General features: G+C 61.3%; 22 protein-coding genes. 4 read left to right on the top strand and 18 right to left on the bottom strand.

What is annotated here, in order from left to right; all coding sequences use genetic code 11:
* Positions 1-21: 21 nt before the first annotated feature.
* Positions 22-1,797 carry a methanol/ethanol family PQQ-dependent dehydrogenase gene (locus LB519_RS09090; protein ID WP_128278335.1) on the bottom strand — a complete coding sequence of 592 codons (1,776 nt, stop codon included), beginning with the start codon at positions 1,795-1,797 and terminating at the stop codon, positions 22-24.
* Between the two features lie 812 nt (positions 1,798-2,609).
* On the opposite strand from LB519_RS09090, the gene LB519_RS09085 reads away from it, so the two are divergent.
* Complete coding sequence (locus LB519_RS09085) at positions 2,610-2,963, top strand: hypothetical protein (protein ID WP_013532069.1); 354 nt, start codon at positions 2,610-2,612, stop codon at positions 2,961-2,963.
* A 124-nt stretch (positions 2,964-3,087) separates the two neighbouring features.
* Here LB519_RS09085 and LB519_RS09080 read toward each other — a convergent pair whose 3' ends face one another.
* The 6 genes from LB519_RS09080 to LB519_RS09055 all read right to left on the bottom strand — a co-directional run bounded on the left by LB519_RS09080 (position 3,088) and on the right by LB519_RS09055 (position 7,826).
* Positions 3,088-3,951, bottom strand: a complete 864-nt coding sequence (locus LB519_RS09080; protein ID WP_063171999.1) for a quinoprotein dehydrogenase-associated SoxYZ-like carrier — start codon at positions 3,949-3,951, stop codon at positions 3,088-3,090.
* A gap of 118 nt (positions 3,952-4,069) precedes the next feature.
* Entirely contained in the window at positions 4,070-5,032 is a 963-nt protein-coding gene (locus tag LB519_RS09075) for a quinoprotein relay system zinc metallohydrolase 2 (RefSeq protein WP_224619572.1), read from the bottom strand.
* Between the two features lie 34 nt (positions 5,033-5,066).
* The gene (locus tag LB519_RS09070) at positions 5,067-5,807 is read right to left on the bottom strand and encodes an ABC transporter ATP-binding protein (protein WP_013532066.1); all 741 of its coding nucleotides are present in this window, start codon (positions 5,805-5,807) and stop codon (positions 5,067-5,069) included.
* Positions 5,776-6,600 (bottom strand): ABC transporter permease, encoded by an 825-nt coding sequence (locus LB519_RS09065; RefSeq protein ID WP_224619570.1) that lies wholly within the window; start codon positions 6,598-6,600, stop codon positions 5,776-5,778. The genes LB519_RS09070 and LB519_RS09065 overlap by 32 nt, the downstream gene beginning before the upstream one ends.
* Positions 6,597-7,583 carry an ABC transporter substrate-binding protein gene (locus tag LB519_RS09060; RefSeq protein ID WP_224619569.1) on the bottom strand — a complete coding sequence of 329 codons (987 nt, stop codon included), beginning with the start codon at positions 7,581-7,583 and terminating at the stop codon, positions 6,597-6,599. Before LB519_RS09060 ends, LB519_RS09065 begins: the two co-directional genes overlap by 4 nt.
* 33 nt (positions 7,584-7,616) lie before the next feature.
* Entirely contained in the window at positions 7,617-7,826 is a 210-nt protein-coding gene (locus tag LB519_RS09055) for a hypothetical protein (RefSeq protein ID WP_224619567.1), read from the bottom strand.
* 363 nt (positions 7,827-8,189) lie between these two features.
* Between LB519_RS09055 and LB519_RS09050 the strand changes: the two genes are divergently transcribed.
* Positions 8,190-8,570 carry a c-type cytochrome gene (locus tag LB519_RS09050; RefSeq protein WP_024504374.1) on the top strand — a complete coding sequence of 127 codons (381 nt, stop codon included), beginning with the start codon at positions 8,190-8,192 and terminating at the stop codon, positions 8,568-8,570.
* A 47-nt stretch (positions 8,571-8,617) separates the two neighbouring features.
* On the opposite strand, the gene gph is transcribed toward LB519_RS09050, so the two are convergent.
* From gph to LB519_RS09000, 10 genes are read right to left on the bottom strand one after another with little or no spacing between them, the layout of a single operon-like run.
* Positions 8,618-9,319 carry a phosphoglycolate phosphatase gene (gph, locus tag LB519_RS09045; RefSeq protein ID WP_013532061.1) on the bottom strand — a complete coding sequence of 234 codons (702 nt, stop codon included), beginning with the start codon at positions 9,317-9,319 and terminating at the stop codon, positions 8,618-8,620.
* Positions 9,316-9,873, bottom strand: coding sequence for a thioredoxin family protein (locus LB519_RS09040; protein WP_013532060.1), 558 nt, complete (start codon positions 9,871-9,873; stop codon positions 9,316-9,318). Before LB519_RS09040 ends, gph begins: the two co-directional genes overlap by 4 nt.
* A gap of 21 nt (positions 9,874-9,894) precedes the next feature.
* On the bottom strand, positions 9,895-10,581 hold the full coding sequence (gene rpe, locus LB519_RS09035; protein WP_013532059.1) for a ribulose-phosphate 3-epimerase: 687 nt from the start codon (positions 10,579-10,581) through the stop codon (positions 9,895-9,897).
* A 58-nt stretch (positions 10,582-10,639) separates the two neighbouring features.
* Positions 10,640-11,578, bottom strand: coding sequence for a CbbX protein (gene cbbX, locus LB519_RS09030; RefSeq protein WP_013532058.1), 939 nt, complete (start codon positions 11,576-11,578; stop codon positions 10,640-10,642).
* Positions 11,579-11,585: 7 nt separating this feature from the next.
* A complete protein-coding gene (locus LB519_RS09025; protein WP_013532057.1) occupies positions 11,586-12,020 on the bottom strand; it encodes a ribulose bisphosphate carboxylase small subunit in 435 nt (144 codons plus the stop codon).
* Positions 12,021-12,038: 18 nt separating this feature from the next.
* Complete coding sequence (locus LB519_RS09020; protein WP_013532056.1) at positions 12,039-13,532, bottom strand: ribulose-bisphosphate carboxylase large subunit; 1,494 nt, start codon at positions 13,530-13,532, stop codon at positions 12,039-12,041.
* A 21-nt stretch (positions 13,533-13,553) separates the two neighbouring features.
* Positions 13,554-14,633: a class II fructose-bisphosphate aldolase gene (fba, locus tag LB519_RS09015; RefSeq protein WP_063167848.1), complete on the bottom strand. Its 1,080-nt coding sequence runs from the start codon at positions 14,631-14,633 to the stop codon at positions 13,554-13,556.
* An 11-nt stretch (positions 14,634-14,644) separates the two neighbouring features.
* Positions 14,645-16,657, bottom strand: coding sequence for a transketolase (gene tkt, locus LB519_RS09010; protein ID WP_224619565.1), 2,013 nt, complete (start codon positions 16,655-16,657; stop codon positions 14,645-14,647).
* 10 nt (positions 16,658-16,667) lie between these two features.
* On the bottom strand, positions 16,668-17,540 hold the full coding sequence (locus LB519_RS09005) for a phosphoribulokinase (RefSeq protein ID WP_013532053.1): 873 nt from the start codon (positions 17,538-17,540) through the stop codon (positions 16,668-16,670).
* Positions 17,541-17,548: 8 nt separating this feature from the next.
* Positions 17,549-18,595 (bottom strand): class 1 fructose-bisphosphatase, encoded by a 1,047-nt coding sequence (locus LB519_RS09000; protein ID WP_013532052.1) that lies wholly within the window; start codon positions 18,593-18,595, stop codon positions 17,549-17,551.
* Between the two features lie 123 nt (positions 18,596-18,718).
* Here LB519_RS09000 and LB519_RS08995 point away from each other — a divergent pair, with 123 nt between their 5' ends.
* Positions 18,719-19,657: a LysR family transcriptional regulator gene (locus LB519_RS08995; protein WP_063172003.1), complete on the top strand. Its 939-nt coding sequence runs from the start codon at positions 18,719-18,721 to the stop codon at positions 19,655-19,657.
* Between the two features lie 201 nt (positions 19,658-19,858).
* A complete protein-coding gene (locus tag LB519_RS08990) occupies positions 19,859-20,059 on the top strand; it encodes a hypothetical protein (protein ID WP_013532050.1) in 201 nt (66 codons plus the stop codon).
* Positions 20,060-20,075: 16 nt separating this feature from the next.
* Here LB519_RS08990 and LB519_RS08985 read toward each other — a convergent pair whose 3' ends face one another.
* Entirely contained in the window at positions 20,076-20,651 is a 576-nt protein-coding gene (locus tag LB519_RS08985) for a hypothetical protein (RefSeq protein WP_224619563.1), read from the bottom strand.
* Positions 20,652-20,671 lie beyond the last annotated feature (20 nt).

The raw sequence follows: 20,671 nt of genomic DNA, 5'->3' as shown, positions 1-20,671 counted from the left end.
ATGCTCAAGGTTCCCAGCGCATCAATCCGGGAGACCGAAGACGGTGAGCTGACCGCCCAGCGTCGTGTAGTCGGCAAGTGCCGCGTAGCCGCCGACGGCACCCAGGCCAGCTGTACCAACGACAGCGGCTTGGTCGCCTTGCGCGCGGCCCTGATCGACGGCGCCATGCCAGGCAGCGGCGTTGTCAGGCGAAAGCAGGCCGCCTGCCAGGCCGATACCAGCCCATCCACCGACGCCCGACAGAACGGCGATATACTGCTTGCCGCCCTGCTCGTAGGTCGTGATGTTGCCGATGATGCCGGACGGGGTCTTGAACTTGTAGAGTTCCTTGCCGTCCTTATCGACCGCCTTGATGTAGCCTTCGAGTGTACCGTAGAAGACGACGTCGCCATCTGTCGCCAACGCGCCCGACCACACCGAGAACTGCTCGGGCTTCGACCAGACGATCTCGCCCTTGGCCGCATCCCAGGCAATGAAGTTGCCCATGTTGCCGTCGCCGCCAGGTGCGGGATACATCGACACGGTGGCGCCAACATAAGGCTGACCGGCGGTGTAGCTCACCTTGTAAGGCTCATAGTCCATGCAGACATGGTTGGTCGGGACATAGAACAGCCCGGTCTTCGGCGAATAGGCCGCCGGCTGCTGGTCCTTCGTTCCAAGCGCCGCCGGGCAGATGCCCGTCGAGTTGGTGTCTTCGCCGTTCTGCTGGGTCGAATATTTCGCCACGACCTGCGGGCGACCATACTGTTCGCTCTTGGGGTCCATGACGACTTCGGTCGCCCAGTTCACGGCCGGATCGTATTTCTTGGCGACGAGAAGGTCGCCGGTGGCGCGATCCATGGTGTAGGCAAAACCATTGCGATCGAAATGCACCAGCACGTCGTGCTTGGCGCCGTTGACCTCCATGCCATCGACGAGGATCATCTCGTTGATGCCGTCATAGTCCCATTCGTCATGCGGGGTCATCTGGTAGAGCCATTTGGCAACACCAGTATCCGCATCGCGAGCCATGATCGTCATCGACCAGCGATTGTCGCCGGGGCGTTGGACCGGGTTCCACGTCGAGGGATTGCCGGTGCCATAGTAGACCAGGTTCAGCTTGGGATCATAGGAATACCATCCCCATGTCGTGCCGCCGCCGGTCTTCCACTGCTCGCCTTCCCAGGTGTTCGTGCCGGAATCCTTGCCAACCGGCTTGCCGAGTTGCGTGGTCTTCTCGGGATCGATCAGGGTGTCTGCGTCCGGACCTTCCGAATAGGCTTTCCAGGCGAGTTTGCCATCTTTCAGATTGTAGGCGGCCAGCCAGCCGCGAACGCCGAATTCGGCGCCGGAGACGCCGATGAGCACCTTGTCCTTGACGACGACGGGGGCAGCCGTACCGGATTCGCCTTTGCCGCCATCGGTCTGGTCGCCGTTCTTGACCGACCAGACGACCTTGCCAGTCTTCGCGTCGAGGGCGACGACTGTGGTGTCGGCCTGATTGAGAATGATCTTGCCGTCACCATAGGCAACGCCACGGTTGACCGTATCGCAACACATGATCGGAATGACGTTGGGATCCTGCTTGGGTTCGTACTTCCAAAGGATCTTCCCGTCATTCTTGAGATCGAGCGCAAAGACATTGTTCGGGAAAGGCGTGTGGACATACATCACATCGCCGATGATAAGCGGTCCACCCTCGTGGCCTCGTAGCACGCCGGTGGAAAAGGTCCACTTGACCTGCAGGTTCTTCACATTGTCCGCAGTAATCTGGTTGAGTTTGGAATAGCGGGTGTTGGCGTAGTCACCCGTCTGCATTGCCCAGTTCTTCGAATCCGAAGCCAGCTTTGCAAGGTCCTCGTTAGCCGACGCCGTATAGGCCGCGCCGAGCGACAGAAACGCCGCAGTGGTTAGAATATAGGTAGCTTTCGTAAGTACACGCATCCGAATTCCTCCCGAGGTTCATAGTGATGAATCATTTGCTGAGCCCACAAGGGCTTGCCCAAGCGATTCACGGGGGGGAAATATTTCCGGCAGCGTGTCACGACCTAAGCCAGATGTGCAGAGGGCACCGTTACTGCCCACCTCACCTTGGCCTACGAAAGACTGTCGCCGCTCCCTAATGACGGTGACGCCCTTGAAGCCGGAAACAGGGTGAGGCTATGTCATCGTAAAAGGCTAGGCAAGCAAAAAAGCCTGCTGGTGTTTTTGCACCGCAATATCGTAAATGATGCGGTGCAATATAAGAAAATAAGCAGGACGGTATTTGTTAGATAAAGTATTTATGACCGCGAAATAACGATGGGGCACATAAAATTTAGTTATTTGTTGATTTTTACATTTCGCCTAAGCTTTGATTTTATTTGGAGGTATTCGCTTCGATGTCTCGGCATGGTCATGCGCGTGCTCCATTGGGAATCGATAGTGGGCCAAGCATGAGATGATCGTTGGAGTCGGGGCGTGGAGCAGGCCACGGAGCCGCCATGCGGAACCACGGTCGACAAGCCCCGCATTCCTCCTTTGGTCGCATACGGAAGCCATGGGCGCTTGACTGACTCTGCTGCACGTTGCCAACTGCCACGGTGATCCCGACTGGGCGCATCGCGCCTAGGCTAACCGGAGGTTTTCCCGTGATCAGATATGTTGGATTTTCGACTTTGCCGCTGCTCCTTGCCGCGCCGCTGGCCTTCGCAAACCCCGCGGGCGCCGCGGGTGATTACCCGACAGCAACGATCGCCGACTACGTGCTCGGCTGCATGCAGACGAACGGCCAGACACGTCAGGCGCTGGAAAGCTGTTCTTGCTCGATCGACGTCATCGCCTCGATCCTTCCCTACGACCACTATGAGAGAGCCGAGACTTTCAAGAGCATGTCTTTGACCACAGGCGAAAGCGCGGCGCTGTTTCGCGAAAGCGCACCGGCGAAGGCAGCCCGTACCGAATTGAAGCGCGCGCAGTCGGAAGCCGACGTGCGCTGCTTTTAGAGCCTGCTCCATCCGGAAACCGGATGGAGCTCCGTCCTCTGCCTGGGCATGATCTTCCCGAACGAGCTCCATTTTCGGGATCAAGTGGCAAGCACCCGGCAGTCCAGCGCAAGATATCGAGACTTCAGAGTCCCGCTGTCTCGAGCGGCCACTGATTGCGAAATGTTTTGCCGTCCGTATCGATCGCTTCAACCTGGATTTCGCCGTTGCCGTGCACGGTGAAATCGAATCGGAAGTTGGGGTCTTCCGAAATCGATATTCCACCTTCCATGGAGAGGATCGGCCGGCCGGCTTGGGAGATCGACAGTTTCTGGACAAAATGCGCCGGTATAAAATATTGGGTCAGCGGATCCCGCTGCAGCCCCGAATTGTTAGGGTGCCGGATCATCAACTGCAGTTCCTCGGTCTTGGTCATCGTCTCTTTGGGCGGGAACTGGCGCAGCTTCATCTGACCCATTGTCGCGTTGGCCTCGTCCTGGTTCTTGACCGCAGGGGCGGAGCAGCCACCTGACGCCTTGACGAAGGTCTGTACCATATGGAGTTGACCACCCTGCGTCTCAGCGATGGCACGCAGATAGGAATAGTCGTTGACGCGCACGCGCGTCGACAGATGCGTCACGCCGGCATCCTTGCCGAGCTGGAACGTTGCCGCCACCGGTGCAGGGTTCGCATCGATGATCAAGGTAACGGATTTGATGCCGTCTGGCGCCTTGGCTGGATCGAGATAGATATCGACGGGCACGATGGCGGCATCCTGCGCCCGCTTCGGTGCTTCGATCCTGACGACGCCGGTATCGACCAGAATTGCCCGATCGCCGAACACGTCGCCCTTCAAGTCATGCCAGATTCTATCCGAGGACGCGGTTGTTTGCTGTGCGTTGGCGGCTCCCGAGGAGCCGAGCAACGTGCCGATGGTCAAGATGATCGCGGCGAAAACGGATGCGAGCGGCAAGGCGAGCTGCCGGCTCGAGTAAGCTTGATTTTGCATTTCGATGCCTCCACCAATGCAAGAGAGGTGGTGCCCAGGCTGGCGTTGAGGATAAGCCTTTGGCGACGCCTTGGCAAATCGCCGTGCTTTGCGGCCGCCTAGCGCATGTCGGCGTCGTCTATTCCCATTCGAGTTCGGCAAATGCGGCCGTTGCGTTGCGCTCGTTGTAATCGTCGAACAGGTGCCAATTGTCCCGTTCGCTTCCGCCTGCGGTTTTGACTGCTTCGCGCAGCGGCGTTCCGTCGGCGATCGCCTTGCGGATATCGCGCGCCAGAACCTCGAAATAGCGTCGCTCCCCCGCCAGTGCCTGTGGCCAGTCGGCCGTTACAGGACCATGACCTGGAACGACGCGCGCGGCGTCGATCGCGGTGAGTGCATCCATCTGGCGGAGCCATCCAAGCAGTGATCCGTCGAGCGTCGGCAAGGAGCCCATGAACACCAGATCGCCGGCAAAGAGCGTTCTGGTCGCGGTATCGAATACGGTCAGGTCGTTGTCGGTGTGCGCCGCCTTCCATGCCCGCAGTTCGATCGTCCGCCCGCCGAGGTCGAGTTGCAGGTGATCGTCGACCAGCCTGGTCGGCGACACGATCTCGACCCCCTCCATCAGCGCCTCGCCAAGCTGTTCGCGATAGTTGTGCAGATAGAACGCGCCACGCGCGTCGAGGGCGCGCGGCAGATTGCGGTGACCGACGATGGTCGCGCCGATCTCCCTGAATGCTGCGTTGCCGAAGATGTGGTCGGGGTGCATGTGGGTGTTGACCAGGAAGCGAACCGGCTTTGCGGTTACCTTTCCGATCGCGGCGAGAAAGGCGTGCGCCTCGATCAGGCTGCCACCGCTGTCGATGACGGCAACCGCATCGGTACCGACGACGGCGCCCAGATTGCAGATCGCACCGTCGTTGGCGGCGGTCATCAATTCATCCGTGCCCTGGAAGGCGAAGACGCCGTCGGCGATCTGCCTGAGCGAGAATCCCAGGTTGCTAGCCGCGGCTCGTCCGAGGCAGCACGGCAGCAAGGCGGCGCTGGCGGCGGTACAGGCGAAGCCACGCACAAGCCTGCGTCTTAGCCGATCGATCGACATGAAGGCCTCCGATATGCATTTCACCTGCAGGCGATCAGGTGACGTCCGGAAATCTATGATGGAACGACCGCAGAAGGTCGCTCATCACCTGCGAATTGCGATGTTGCCGTGGCAACCGTACGTCGAACACGCCGAGCACATGGGTTGGTCGCGGCGCGAGCACGATGATGCGGTCCGAGAGCATCAGTGCTTCGCGTAGATTGTGGGTCACCATCAAGGCGGTCGTGGGCCGTGCCGACCACACGGTCAAAAGCAGATGCCGAAGCCGCTCGGCGGTCTGTTCGTCGAGCGAGACAAAGGGTTCGTCCAGGAAAAGCACCGCCGGCTCCGTGGCGAAAGCCCTGGCAAGTGCTGCCCTGCGCGCAAGGCCGAGCGACAGTTCGGCAGGATAGAGCGAGCGCATGGCCGCGAGGCCGAGCGTGTCGAACAGCCCGTCGAGATTTTTCGCCCTCAAGCTTTTCGGCAACGCCAGCCTGACATTCTGCTCCACCGTTCGCCACGGCAGCAGGGTCGGTTCCTGGAATACGGCGGCGATGCGGTTCGAACCTCCTTGCGGCAACTGGAAGGAGCCGGAAAAGTCTTTGTCCAAGCCAAGCAGGATACGCAGCGTCGTGGTCTTGCCGCAGCCCGACGGTCCAAGCAAGCAGGCGAATTCGCCTTGCCGGACCTCGAATGAAAGGTCCTGAAGCGCCGTGATCGAGACGCCTCGCGCGGACCTGAAGGTCTTTTCGGCGATGTCGACCTTAAGCGGGACGACGGCGCCAACGGGTTGCATGTCGTTCAACGGGCTGCACCAGGAGAAGTTCAATGACAAGCATCACCGCCACGAAAGCCAGCGTGTAGGCAAGAATGGCAGCGACATCGAAAAGCTGGAAATAGAGATGGATCTGGAAGCCGACACCGTTCGAGCGGCCGAGCAGTTCGACGACTAGGACGATCTTCCAGATGAGGGCGATGCCGGATCGCGACGCAGCGGCAAGATAGGGCTGCAATTGCGGCAGCAGGATATGGCGGATGCGATCAAGGCGGCCGAAGCGATAGACGGTGGCCATCTCGGCATAACTTGGATCAAGTGTCCTGGCGCCTTCACGCATCGTCACCACGACATTCGGGATCTTGTTCACTGCCACTGCGCCGATCGCCGCCGCCTCGTTGAGGCCGAACCAGATGTAGCCGAGGACGATGACCACCAGCGCCGGGATGTTGAGGAACAGGATCACCCACGGGTTGAAAAGACGGTCGACGCGACGATAGCTGCCGAGCAAAACGCCGATGACGGATCCGATGATCATTGCGACGATATATGCTGCGGCGACCCGGCCGAGGGTCACGCCGAGATGGTAAAAGAGGTCGCCGCTCGCAGCCTCCCTGAGAAGCACCTGCCAGACCTGCCCAGGTCCTGGAAAGGCACGGCTTGGCCAGACGCCTGCCGCAAGGTTCCACAGCAGGCAAAGCCCGAGCAGGGAAACCGCTACGGTCAGCGCGGGCGCCAGTGCCGTCGCCAGGCTGCGTCGGCCGGACATGCTCGGCGGGGCATCACGCGTGCCGTCGGTTTCCGATGCGGTCATTTCCAGGGTTCCTGCCAGAATGTGCCGGGCGCCATCTCCGGCGCGCTGCCGACCAGCTTCGCGCCGCCGATCGCCGCCAGCACATGGTATAGCCTGCCGGCGTCAGCCGCTTCCTCGGCGACCGACCGTCTGGGAATGCCCTGACGATAGCGATCGCGCAGTTTTTCCAGTTCCTTGCCTTCCGCGCGAATGATCGGCGCCAGGCGCAGCCATTCGTCATCGGATCTGGCCAGCAAGTCCTTGGCTTGCGCGGACGCTCTCACGAACCCCCTGACGGCATCGGGGTTCTCGTTCGCCCATTGGTCATGGAAGACGTAACCGAGCGCCGACACGGGTCCCAGAGCCCCAAGCGTCTTTGCCGCGTCATTCACGCCGATCAATCGACGGAAGCCATTGGCCTCGAGACGGGCGCAAAAATGCCAGAAATTCAGCACTGCATCGAGTTCGCCCTGTATCGCCTTTTCCGAAATCAGCGGCGGCGCGCCAAAGACGATGTCGCTGGTTGCCGACAGGTCGACGCCGAGATCGCGTCTGGTCAGCGCTTGTATCAGCAGCCAACTCTTGTCGAGCGGGCCGCCGGCGACGCCGATCTTCTTGTCCTTGAGATCGGCGACCGTCCGGATCGGTGAACCCTCCTTCACCATGATCGCGCCCACGGCGGTGGAATAGGGGAACAATGTGAGGTCGCCGCCTTCGGAGCGCTGGCGCGAGACCCACAGCCAGTCGGAGACGATCATGTCGATCGCGCCAGCCTGCAGCGCGACGTTGGTTGCATCCTCGCCGGCGAAGTCGATGATCTCCAGATCGATCCCGTTCGCGGCATCGAACTTGTGCTGCCGTAGCGTATCGAGTTCCCAACTCACGGTTCCAAACTTCAGCACACCGAGGCGAATCCTGGCTGCCGCAACGGCTGGCCTGGTAGCAAGAACAGCGGCTGTCCCGAGAACCGCCAGACGCAACGTCATGCGCCGTGAAACCATCATGACACCTCCTCCCCAGGGTTCCGCGCTGCCAAATCAGATGGCTCGTTCCTTGCTCGGAAATGCGCATTTCCAGCGCATGACCTTGAGGGTCAGGTGTTCTTGAGACCATTTCGCGATTTCGCTGGGGGCAAGGAACATGCATTGGAACAGGGTGCCGCGGCTCTCGAAATAGAGATGTTCGTCTCGGCAATTGCTCGGATTGGCGCTGAGGCAAACCGTCAATATGAGATCGACCATGTCCATTCAGCACCTCTTGCGCGTTCCCAAACGCCCATCTCGGCGAGTCCAGCCCAACCAGGAGCCAGGACAAAACCGCCACTTGCCGGATTTCTCAAGGTGCCAATGGAGAAACCGGAATGAGGTCAAGCTACGCGCTCGCCCAATAGCCGTCAACAAAGACGAATGGACAGGATCCTTGAGCACCCAGGCCTCTAAACCTTTGTACGATTGACTTTCACAACATGCCGATTAGCTTCCAGGTGACGCGGCGCGGCTCCACGGGAGAAGCGGAATTTCCACGCCACCGCGTAAGGCGCATGCCGACGGATCAAAGGATCGGCATGCGCAAATCGTCCAGGGCACCCAGACGATCAATGAGGAAATACCATGCGCGCAATCGCATTTTTCGCAGTCATGTCCGTTGTGCCCTTCATCGCGAGCCAATCCCAGGCACAGGACGCGGCGGCGGGTGAGAAGGTCTTCGCCAAATGCAAGGTCTGCCATGTCGCCGACCAGGACAAGAACAAGGTCGGTCCGTCGTTGAACGGCGTCATCGGCCGAACAGCCGGCACGCACCCGGGGTTCAGCTATTCTCAGGCGATGGTCGCGGCAGGCAAGTCCGGCGTCAAATGGGATGAACCCACGCTGAAGACTTACCTTCACGATCCCAAGGCCATGGTCAAAGGAACAAAGATGGCGTTCGTCGGCCTCAAACAGGACGAAGACATCGCCAATGTCATCGCCTATCTGAAGCAATTCTCGAAATAGCGCGCCGCCGGCCGTTCGAACTTGCGTTCGGCCGGCGTTCGCCTCGATCACGCATCGGCTTGCAGCCCCTGCATTGCCGAAGGCAGATCGAAAAGGCTGTCGCAAACAAGATCGGCGCCAAGCTCTTCCACCGGAATGTGGCTGTAGCCGCCACGCAGCAGAATGACGGGCATGCCGGCGGCGCGTGCGGCGCCCAGGTCAGCGCCACTGTCTCCGACCAGCAGCGCGTCACCCGGGTCGACGCCTAGCTGTGCCAACGCCAGCAGCAGGGCATCGGGCGCCGGTTTCAGGTATGTCACCGCGTCTCCGCCGACGATCGCACCGAAATATTCCGTCAATCCGAAATGAAGCAGGATTTCGCGGGTCGCCAACTGCGGTTTGTTGGTTGCCACCCCCATGCTTACTCCGCCCAAATGAAAGTGGGTGAGGGCCTCCCTGACGCCAGGCATCAGCCTTGTCAGGCCGGTCAGATGCCGGCGGTAGATAGGCGCCATGACGCGGTTTGCCTCATCGAGAGCGTTGCCGAGCAGTGGCGCTCCCGATGCCGCGAAGGCTCGCTCGATCAGTTTCCTGACACCGCCGCCGATCATGGCCTTGACCCGGTCCAGGCGCAGCGGCGGCAGATCGCGGCTGGCCAGCAATTCGTTGACGGCGGCCGCTATGTCCGGTGCCGAGTCGACCAGCGTGCCGTCGAGGTCGAACAGGATCGCCTTCGGCGATCGAAGCGGCCTACCTGCGCCGACGTTCATGCGTCATCCTTCCACTTGATCGAGCAGCCGATCGAGGCGACCTGGTCCAGCGGCCCGTCGCCGGTTCGGGCAACCTGCTTCATCGCCTCGAACAGATCGCGTCTCAGCCCGGGCGCTCCGGCTTCTCGTCGCGAGGCGTCCAGCCGACCGCGATATTGCAATCCCAACTCGCTGTTGAACCCGAAGAAATCGGGAGTGCACACCGCCACGTAATCGCGCGCTACAGTTTGGCGCTGGTCGTGCAGGTAAGGGAAGCTGAAGCCGTTCGTCGTGGCGAAGAGCTTCATTTGGTCGAAGGAATCCTCCGGGTAGGTGTCGGCATCGTTCGAGTTGATTGCGACAAAGCCGATACCTTCGGCCTTGAGGTCGTTGGCATCGCGCACGATACGTGAAATCACCGCCTTCACATAAGGGCAGTGATTGCAGATGAAGGCCACGACCAGGCCGTTCGGGCCGGCCTGGCTGAGGATCGAATGCGACCTGCCGTCGACGCCGGGCAAAACGGCATCGATCGCGCGCCAGCCGAAATCGCAGACAGGGGGAACGGCCGCCATGCTTGCCTCCGATGAAATGGTTTACGCGGCTTTCCGGATCGCACCGTCGGCCGCCTGTCGGATGGTTCCAATGTTGGCGCGGTAGGCCGCCTCGGCGCCTCCCTTGAACACGGCCGACCCGGCGACCAGCACATTGGCGCCGGCCGCGGCGACCAGCGGGGCGGTTTCGGCCGTGACGCCGCCATCGATTTCGATGTCAATCGGGCGGTGGCCAACCAATGCCTTGATTCGCCTGATCTTCTCGATGACCGCGGAAATGAAGGCCTGGCCGCCGAAGCCTGGATTGACCGTCATCAGAAGCACCAGATCGAGCCTGTCGAGCACATACTCGATGACGCTCTCCGGCGTCGAAGGATTCAGCGATACGCCGGCCTTCTTGCCGAGATTTTTGATCGCCTGCAGGGAACGATCGAGATGCGGCCCGGCCTCTGCATGCACCGTGATGATGTCGCAACCGGCGTCGGCGAAGGCGGCCAGATAGGGGTCGGCCGGCGCGATCATCAGATGGCAGTCGAAGATTTTGTCCGTTCGGTCGCGGATCGCCTTGATCACCGGCGGACCGAAGGTGATGTTGGGCACGAAGTGGCCGTCCATCACGTCGAGATGGATCCAGTCGGCACCCGCCCGCACGACAGCTTCGACCTCGTCGCCGAGCCGCGAGAAATCCGCGGAAAGCACGGAGGGTGCGATGATTGTCCCGGTGACCATGGTCGTCGTCTCCAATTCTGTCTGCGGTGTTGGTCGCTGCGCCGGCCGCTTCGTCCTGTCAGCGCATCTTCGTCTCCGGTTCGCCTTCCAGTTTCCCTTCCGCGAACACGCGGCTGCCGCGAATGTCGGATTCCTCGATGGTGATAAGATCGGCCTTGGTCAACACCCGGCTGCGCGATGCGAAAAGCCGGTTGGCCTGCCGCAGCCGCGCCCGGTCAAGCCCATTGCGAACCGAACGCGCGTTGGAGAAATGCGGCAGCCTCATGCGGATCGGAAGATACTCTTCGAGCGCCTGGGACGCCGCCTCGCTGAGGCGATAATTCTGCTCCGCGAGCATAATCTCGGCGATCGATTTCAGTTCGCTGACGCCATAGTCGGGGAAGTCGAGGTGGTGGGCGATGCGCGAACGCATGCCGGGATTGCTGTCGAAGAAGCGGTCCATCTTGTTCTTGTAGCCGGCAAGGATCACAACCAGATCGTCACGGTTGTTCTCCATGCACTGCAGCAGGATTTCGATCGATTCCTGGCCGTAGTCGCGTTCGTTCTCTGGCTTGTAGAGATAGTAGGCCTCGTCGATGAAAAGCACGCCGCCCATGGCACGCTTGATCACCTCGCGGGTCTTGGGCGCGGTGTGGCCCACATACTGGCCGACGAGATCGTCGCGAGTCACGGCGACCATGTGGCCTTCGCGGACATAACCCAGACGATGCAGGATTTCGGCCATCCTCAGCGCCACCGTGGTCTTTCCGGTGCCGGGATTTCCCGTGAAATTCATGTGCAGCGTCGGCGCGCCCGATGTCAGTCCGAACCTGCGGCGAAGCCGGTCGACCAGGAGGAGGGCGGCGATCTCGCGGATGCGGGTCTTGACCGGCTTCAGGCCAACGAGTTCTCGGTCGAGCTTGTCCATCACCTCGTCGATGTTGGACGCCTCGAACTCGGCCTGCAGATCGACCGTCGCGTCCTGTGCGGCAGCGTCCTTTGTCATCGCGTTCAGCATGGTTCGGCTAGCTCCGCTCGCCCTCGGGCCTGTCGGTCGCATAAGGCACGATCGAATAACCCTGGCTGCGGCCGTCACGCTCCTGGCGCAGCAGCCGGAACCCGGGTTCGCTGGGCGGCCGGTTGACAATGAACGACATGCGCGGCGCTTCCCAGCCCTTGGTCGAATCGAAGGCGGTTACCCGCACATACATGTTCGGACAGGCTTTCCGGCAAGCATTGACCTCGAGCAGTATGCCCGCCGGATCTTTCAAGTCGAACATGGGGTTGCCGTACATTTCCCAATAGGTGTTTCGCGGATGCGGATCGTCCGTGTACTCGACGCTGACCGCCCAATGGTTCTTCAGCGCGTATTTGATCTGCGCCGAAATCTGCTCGTCGGTCAGGTCGGGCAGGAACGAGAACTGCCCCTGTGTGACCTTGTTTCCCGGATTGGTCATCATGACGACGGTTCCTTTCGTCTAGAAGCTGGGCGTTGCGGTTGGCACGAAGTCGGCCGTGTCGGTCGATTCGTAGTTGAAGGTGACGTCCTTCCAGGTCTCCAGGGCAGCCTTCAGCGGCGTGCACCATCTGGCCGCCTGTTCGAGGATCTTGGTCCCTTCGCGCAAATAATCGCGCCCCTCGTTGCGGGCCAGGATCATCGCTTCCAAGGCGACGCGATTGGCCGTCGCGCCTGCCTGGATACCGTCCGGATGGCCGATCGTGCCGCCGCCGAACTGCAGGATGACGTCCTCGCCGAGATAGTGGATCAACTGGTGCATCTGGCCGGCATGGATGCCGCCCGAGGCAACGGGCATCACCTTGTTGAGCGAGGCCCATTCCTGATCGAAGAACAGCCCGGTTTCGAGGTTCTGCGGCGTGCGCTCCTCGCGCAGCGTGTCATAAAATCCCTTGATCATGAGCGGGTCGCCTTCCAGCTTGCCGACCACCGTGCCGGCATGGATGTGGTCGACGCCGGCCATGCGCATCCATTTGCAGATGACGCGGAAATTCATGCCGTGGTTCTTCTGGCGCGAATAGGTCGAGTTGCCGGCACGGTGCAGGTGCAGGATCATGTCGTTGCGGCGTGCCCACTTGGCCATCGACTGGATCGCCGTGTAGCCGATGACCAGATCGATCATCACAATGCAGGAGCCAAGTTGCTTGGCGAATTCGGCGCGCTCGTACATCTCCTCCATCGTGCCGGCGGTGACGTTGAGATAATGGCCCTTGACCTCGCCGGTGGCGGCCGACGCCTTGTTCACGGCCTCCATGCAGTAGAGGAAGCGGTCGCGCCAATGCATGAAGGGCTGCGAGTTGATATTCTCGTCGTCCTTGACGAAGTCGAGGCCGCCCTTCAGCGCTTCATAAACGACGCGCCCGTAATTGCGTCCCGACAGGCCGAGCTTCGGCTTCGTCGTTGCGCCGAGCAGCGGCCGGCCGAACTTGTCGAGCCGCTCACGCTCCACCACGATGCCGGTCGCCGGCCCCTGGAAGGTTTTGAGATACGCCACCGGGATACGCATGTCTTCCAGCCGCAACGCCTTGACTGCCTTGAAGCCGAACACATTGCCGATGATCGATGCGGTCAGGTTGGCGATCGAGCCCGGCTCGAACAGGTCGAGGTCGTAGGCGATGTAGGCGAAGTACTGTTGCTCGGTCTTGGTTCCGGGACCGGTGTTCGGCACCGGCTCGGATCTGAACGCCTTGGCGCGATAGAGCTCGCAAGCTGTCAGCCGGTCGGTCCACACCACGGTCCACGTCGCGGTGGAGGATTCACCGGCGATGGCGGCTGCCGCCTCCTCGTGGTCGACACCGGGTTGCGGCGTGATCCGGAACATGGCGATCAGATCGGTTTCCTTGGGCCTGTAGTCAGGCTCCCAGTAGCCCATCTTCTTGTAGGGGATGACCCCTGACTTGTAGCGCTCCTTGCCTTCCTTGAGCGTCCCCGCTGGCAGTATGTCGATCTTGTTCATGACAGGTCTCCTGTTTGTTGCTCAGGCGGCTTTCGCGGTTGCGATTTGGGGGTCGAGTTTTCCCGCGGCGTAACGTTTCGCCATCTCGTCCATGGCGATGACCTTGATCTTCGAGGCGTTGGACGCCGTACCGAAACGCTCGAAGCGGTCCCGGCAAAGGTCGCGCAAGGCATCCATGGCGGGCTTCAGGAATTTGCGGGGATCGAACTCGCGCGGGTCTTCCGTCGCGACGCGGCGGAACTGCCCGGCCATGGCCATGCGGCAATCGGTGTCGATATTGACCTTGCGCACGCCGTAGCGGATGCCGCGCTCGATCTCCTCGACCGGGACGCCAAAAGTCTGGGGCATCTCGCCGCCGTATCTGTTGATGATGTCCTGCAACTCCTGCGGCACAGAGGAAGAGCCGTGCATGACCAGATGCGTGTTGGGCAGCTTCTCGTGGATCGCCTCGATCACCTGCATGGCCAGGATGTCGCCGTCCGGCTTGCGGGTGAATTTGTAGGCACCGTGCGAGGTGCCGCAGGCAATCGCCAGCGCGTCGACTTGGGTTGCGGTCACGAAGTCGACCGCCTGATCGGGATCGGTCAGGAGCTGGTCGTGGGAGAGCGCGCCCTCGGCGCCGTGGCCATCCTCGGCCTCGCCTTGGCCGGTTTCCAGCGAGCCGAGCACGCCCAGTTCGCCTTCGACGGAAGCGCCGACCCAATGCGCCATACGTGCGACGCGTTCGGTTATGGCGACGTTGTAGTCGTAGCTTGCCGGCGTCTTGGCGTCCGCCATCAAGGATCCGTCCATCATCACCGAGGTGAAGCCGTGGCGGATCGCGGAAAGGCAGGTGGCCTCGCTGTTGCCGTGGTCTTGATGGATGCATAGCGGGATGGTTGGGTGGATTTCGGTCAGCGCCTCCATCATCTTGGCCAGCATGATGTCGTTGGCATAGGTCCGGGCGCCACGCGAAGCCTGGATGATGACAGGCGCGTCGCAGGCCTTGGCCGCTTCCATGATGGCGAGGCCCTGTTCCATGTTGTTGATGTTGAATGCCGGTACGCCGTAGCCGTGCTCGGCGGCATGGTCGAGAAGCTGGCGAAGGGTGATGCGAGCCATTGTGAATCCTCCTAGATGATGAGCTTCAGCGCCGCTGCAGCAACCGCTTCGGACGTTATGTTGAAATGCCGGTAGAGGTCGGGGGCAGGGGCGCTGGCGCCGAAGCCGGTCATGCCGACGAAAGCGCCGGTCTCGCCGATCCAGCGGTCCCAGCCCAGCCGGGCTGCCGCTTCGACCGCGACGCGCGGCGCCGAGCCGAGGACGGCCTTGCGGGTGGCGCTTTCCTGCTCCTCGAAAAGCTCCCAGCACGGCATCGACACGACGGCGGCGGCGACGCCATGCTCGGTCTCCAGCCTTTCGGCGGCAGCAACCGCGATCTCGACCTCCGAGCCGGTGGCGATCAGGGTGACGGCACGGTGCTCGGCTGGTTCGCGCAGGACGTAGGCACCCTGGCGGGAGCGGTTCTCGTCACTGTGCGACCGACGCAGCATCGGCAGGTTCTGGCGCGACAGCACCAGGACGCTCGGCCGATCCTTGCTCTTCAGCGCGAGTTCCCAGCACTCCGCCGTTTCGATGACATCCGCCGGACGGAAGACGTTGAGATTGGGCGTGGCACGCAGCATCGCCAGGTGCTCGACCGGCTGGTGCGTCGGGCCGTCCTCGCCGAGGCCGATGGAATCGTGTGTCATCACATAGATGACGCGCTGGCCCATGAGCGCCGAGAGCCGCATCGCGCCGCGCGCATAATCGGCGAAGCACAGGAACGTACCGCCATAGGGCACGAACCCTCCATGCAGCGCGATGCCGTTCATGGCGGCCGCCATGCCGTGTTCACGAATGCCGTAGTGAATGTAGCGGCCGGCATAGTCACTCGGCGCAATGCGGTTCATGCCCTTGGTGATCGTCAGATTCGAGTGCGTCAGATCGGCCGAGCCGCCGACGGTCAATTCCGTTGCGCCGTTGATGGCCTCCAGCACCATTTCGGAGGCTTTTCGCGTCGCCACCTTGGTTGCCTTCTCGACATGTTCGCGACGAAAGGCTTCGAGCGCGTCGAAGACCGTGTCGGCCAGTTCGGCGGCGACGGCGTTTTCAAAAGCCTCGCGTCGCGGCGAGGCGGCAAGCCGCTGCTCCCAGGCGCGCCGCATCGCTTCGCCGCGACCGGCAATCTCGCGCCAGGCGAAAAGGATATCATCCGGCACCTCGAACGGCGCGTGGGCCCAGCCGATGTTTTCGCGTGTCGCGGCGATCTCTGCTTCACCCAGCGGTGCGCCGTGCGTCTTTTCCGAACCGCCGAGATTGGGGGCACCCATGCCGATCACTGTGCGGCAGGCAATCAGCGATGGCCGATCCGACCGCCGCGCCGCCTCGATTGCCGCGGCGACTGCTGCCATGTCGTGCCCGGCGACACTTTGGACATCCCAGCCGGCGGCCTTGAAGCGCGCCGGCTGGTCCATCGACGTGGAGAGGGAGGTCGGCCCGTCAATGGAAATCGCATTGTCGTCCCAGAAGACAATCAGGCGGGAAAGCTTCAGGTGACCAGCGAGGTCTATCGCCTCGTGACTGATTCCCTCCTGAAGGCAGCCGTCGCCCGCAATCACATAGGTATGATGATCGACCAGATCGGCACCGTAGCGGGCGGCAAGCATGCGTTCCGCCAGCGCCATGCCGACCGCCGTGGAAATGCCCTGTCCAAGCGGTCCGGTGGTGGTCTCCACGCCAAGCGCATGGCCGTATTCCGGATGTCCGGCGGTGCGGCTGCCCAGCTGCCGAAATCGCTGCAATTCCTCGACCTGCATGTCTTCGTAGCCGAGCAGATGATGCAGCGCGTATTGCAGCATCGAGCCGTGGCCGGCTGAAAGCACGAAACGGTCACGGTCGGGCCAGTCCGGTCTCGACGGATCGATATTGATGAAGCGGTTGAACAGCACCGTTGCGACATCGGCCATGCCCATCGGCATGCCGGGATGACCCGAATTCGCCTTTTGGACGCTGTCCATCGCCAGCGCGCGAATGGCGTTCGCCATGTCGCGCTCCGAGACGGGAGCGGTTGTGGTGACGGGCTTCAGTGCTGTTTGGCTGGTCATTGCATCCTCCTCACGACACACGGCTCTTGCGTTCAACCAATTGCAGGATGAGCGGCGTCAGGATCAGCTGCATGGCAAGATCGAGCTTGTTGCCTGGCACCACGATGGAATTTGGCCGCGACATGAACGAGTCGTGGATCATCGACAGCAGATACGGAAAATCGATGCCGCGCGGATTGGCGAAGCGGATAACCAGCATCGATTCGTCGGGTGTCGGAATCCAGCGCGCGATGAACGGGTTGGACGTATCGACGATCGGCACGCGCTGGAAGTTGATGGCGGTCTGCGAGAATTGCGGGACAATGTAGCGGACATAGTCGGGCATCCGGCGCAGGATCACGTCCATCACCGCCTCGGTGGAATAGCCGCGTGTCGAACGGTCGCGATGGATCTTCTGGATCCATTCGAGATTGATGACCGGCACGACGCCGATCTTGAGATCCGCATGCTTGGCCAGATTGATCGTGTCGGTGACGACACAGCCGTGCAGCCCCTCGTAGAAGAGCAGGTCGCTGGGAGCGAATTCGCGCCATTCGGTAAAGGTTCCCGGTGGCGTGCCGTGCTGCTTTTCCTCTTCCTCATCATGAATGTAGGTGCGGGTCTTGCCGGTTCCGCGGCGGCCATATTCCGCGAACACCTCTTCGAGAATTCCGAGTTCGTTGGCCGCGGCATTGAAATGGGTGAAGTTCGGGTTGCCGGCCTTTTCCTCCTCGGCCACCTTTGCCTTCATCGCCGCGCGGTCGTAGCGGTGAAATGCGTCGCCTTCGATGAAAGCGGCCTCGATGTTCTCGCGCCGGAAAATCAGCTCGAAGATGCGCTTGACCGAGGTCGTGCCGGCGCCCGACGACCCGGTGATGGTGATGATGGGGTGCTTGGCTGACATGGTGCAGCTCAGGCTCTGAACAGGCCGCGGCGGCTGAACAGCGGCGCACGCTCACCGATGTTGCTCGGCTCTGTGTGGTAGCGCGTGATGCGCGCGACTTCCCGCGCCGACCCGAAGATCATCGGCACGCGCTGATGCAGGCTCTCGGGCTCGATTTCCAGGATGCGGGTGATCGCGTCGGTGGCGGCACCACCAGCCTGCTCTATGAGATAGGCGATCGGGTTGGCCTCGTAGACGAGGCGGAGCCGTCCCTGACCATAGCCCTTGCGCCGATCGCCGGGGTAGAGAAAAACGCCGCCGCGCATCAATATGCGGTAACAGTCGGCGACCAGAGAGGCGATCCAGCGCATGTTGAAATCCTTCTCGCGCGGTCCTTCGGTGCCCTCCAGGCAGTCGTCGACATAGAGCCGCACAGCCTCGTCCCAGTGCCGGTAGTTGGCGGCGTTGATGGCGAACTCCTGAGTGCGTTGCGGAATGATCCGGCTTTCATAGGCCTGGACGAAGGTGCCGAGCCTTGTCGAGAAGACGAAGACATGCGTGCCGCTGCCGAGCGACAGGACGAGTGCCAGCTGCGGCCCATAGATGAAGAAACCGGCGCCTAGCTGGTTCACGCCCGCCTGCAAGAAAGAGGCAGCCGGATCAGCGTCCGGCGCGCCAGTTGCGGTCAGGAGCGAGAAGATCGTTCCGATCGACACGTTGGTGTCGATGTTGGAAGAGCCGTCGAGCGGGTCGATCGCAATGGCGAGTGGCGCTTGCCTGTCGAGCAGGACTGGCTGCTCCAGCTCCTCGGAGGCGTAAAGCGCCACCGGCGCACGGCGCATGGCGTCGAGGAAGATGTCGTCGGAGAAGACGTCGAGATCCTTCTGGACGTCGCCGTCGGCATTGGCGCCACGGGTCTCGGCAAAGGCGGCGCCGAGCACCCCTTGGTTGATGGTGTTGCGGACCTTGATGGCGGCCTGTGTCAACTGACGAACGGTCGTCACAACGGCCGAGCGGAATTCGTCTGGCTGGCCGAGATAGGAGTTCAGAAAAGCGTCGAGCGTTGCCGCTGGCATCGTAACCTCCCCTCCCGCCGCATCTCCTCGGAGCGGCTGGACTGGAGGAATGGAAACAAACGTCGCACGATAAGTAAAATTCAATAACTTTACCTAGTCAGTAAAAATAATTTAGTATGCGACATGAGAAATCTCACGCTCAAGCATTTCAAGACCGTCCAGGCAATCATCAAGTGCGGCAAAATTGTCAGCGCAGCCAAGATGTTAGGCCTGTCTCCTCCAGCGCTCACAATCCAACTGCGACAAGTGGAGGAAGAATTCCAGCTGGCTCTGTTCGACCGAACGTCGGACGGCATGCGTCCCACTGCCGCAGGTCTGGCTTTCGTCGAGACAGCGCAGGCTATCGAGGAGCATCTCGGTTTGCTCGAAGACAAGATGGATGCCATCAAGGGCGTACGCACCGGCAGCTTGAGGCTCGGCGTCGTTTCCACAGCCAAATATTTCGCGCCGCGGCTGATGGCTGCGTTCATGAAGGACCATCCCGACATCGACATGCGGCTTGCCATCGGCAATCGTGCCCAGACGATCGACAACCTCAGGAACCACGACATCGATATCGCGCTGATGGGGCGTCCGGCGAAAGAGGTTCCGGTGCGTGCTTCGGTCTTCGGTGATCACCCGCTGGTCATCATCGCGCCGCCCGACCATCCCTTGGTGGCGGCGCGCGATATCTCCAAGGAGCGGATTGCCGAGGAGCATTTCCTTATTCGCGAGCCCGGCTCCGGAACCCGTATCTCGTTGGAAATATTCCTGAGCGACGTGCCTGGGCGCATCGACGACCTCGGTGTCGAGATGGCCTCGAACGAAACGATCAAGCAGGCGGTGATGGCTGGTCTGGGCATCGCCTTCATCTCTGCTCACACCATCGCTGCGGAAACCGAGGCAGGCCGGCTTGTCATCCTCGACGTTGTCGGCATGCCGATCCGCCGACAATGGTTCTCGGTGATGCGAACCGATCACGCAATCTCGCCGGCGATGGCCACATTCAACGATTTCCTGATGCGCAAGGGCGCAATGTACCTGCCCCTTTTCGGAAAGCTGTATCCAGACAAGGCTGGATGACACTGCACGAGCGCAACGGATGAAAGTCCGGTGGAGAACGCCCGCGCTCGTTGGTATTATATAAGCGATATGTTATGTTGCAGTGCGAAAGAGCGGGGGCCACGTCCTTTCACACCGTAAGCGATCTGTATGTGCAACCCCTGCAGACTGTTCGGAACTCTCCCGGGTATGGGTTCGGGAATTCGATGGGGAAAAGGGGTAATGCTTTACACACTCGTTATGATGGTCTGCCTGACGGATGGACCGCGGACCTGCGAACAACGCGAGGAAATGGTAGACGGTCTGGCGATGAATCCCGGGACTGCCTTCATGCAGGCGCAGCCGCTGGTGGCAAGGTGGATCGAGACGCATCCCGGTTATTTCGTGCAGCGCTGGCGTGTGCTGCCTGGCAGAGAGTCGTGAGACAGGCGGCCAAGGTCTATTTCTTCACCGCGAGCGTTTCCGAGACAGTCTTTGACAACTGGTAAAGCCGCTGCTCGATTATCGTCGGCACATCGCAGACATAAGTCAGCGACTGGACGCGTTCGTTGAAAATTCGCGTCGCGAAATTCAGTTGGTCGGTTCGCCGTTCTACTTCGTCCGGATCCGCATCGGCCTTGGCGCGCAGCGCATCCACTTCGGATGCTTCCTTGCGCAACTGTGCCGCCATTTCCAGCTGTTTGTGGGCATAGCGGGAGATGCCGGAGATCACGTGCGAACGCTCGGCGTCCATGTGATCGAACATTCCCTGCACCAGCATCGTCATTTTGGTTGCGACCTGCTCGGGCGGTAGGGAAGTCGCGAAATCCTTGATCTCCTTCTGGGCTTGTGCAATCGGCGTCCGCCGGGCCGCCACAGCATCGACAAGCGCTGACACGCCTGGATCCTTCGCCCAATCCTTCGCGGTCGCCGGAAGCTCCGGCCCATTCCAGATCTGGCCAAGCGAGAGCTGTGGCACCTTACGCTGCATGCAGGGCCAGTCGGGATCGGTGTTTGCGGCGCCGGCGCCCTCCATCGACGCAAGCGTGGTGACCA

Source organism: Mesorhizobium sp. AD1-1, from assembly GCF_020164655.1.
GTDB classification, from domain to species: domain Bacteria; phylum Pseudomonadota; class Alphaproteobacteria; order Rhizobiales; family Rhizobiaceae; genus Mesorhizobium; species Mesorhizobium ciceri.
This window is presented reverse-complemented; position numbering and strand designations above follow the sequence as displayed.